The sequence below is a fragment of the Massilia sp. CT11-108 genome (genome assembly GCF_047302915.1).
Classification (GTDB): domain Bacteria; phylum Pseudomonadota; class Gammaproteobacteria; order Burkholderiales; family Burkholderiaceae_D; genus Telluria; species Telluria orientalis.
In genome coordinates this window covers 1-245 of record NZ_JBKYMO010001693.1, presented here as the reverse complement: position 1 = coordinate 245, position 245 = coordinate 1, and the positions used below count along the sequence as shown (strand labels likewise).

The following is a 245-nucleotide window of genomic DNA, read 5'->3' as shown; positions in this document are numbered from 1 at the left end:
CTACTGTGACGCGCACTTTCTCCCCCAAGCCGGCTGACGTTCAGCCGAACTGGCTGATCATCGACGCCAACGACGTCGTGCTCGGCCGTCTGGCCAGCCACGTGGCAGCACTGCTGCGCGGCAAGCACAAGCCGACCTTCGCCCCCCACATGGACATGGGCGACTTCGTCATCGTCATCAACGCCGACAAGGTGGCCCTCACCGGCTCCAAGCTGGCCGAGAAGCTCTACTACCGTCACTCGGGC

At 64.5% G+C, this 245-nt stretch carries 1 protein-coding gene; it reads left to right on the top strand.

Translation table 11 applies throughout. From position 1 onward, the window contains the following. Positions 1-5: 5 nt before the first annotated feature. Positions 6-245: 50S ribosomal protein L13 (rplM, locus tag ACEN88_RS36065; RefSeq protein WP_413347178.1), on the top strand; the 240-nt coding region annotated here is incomplete at its 3' end.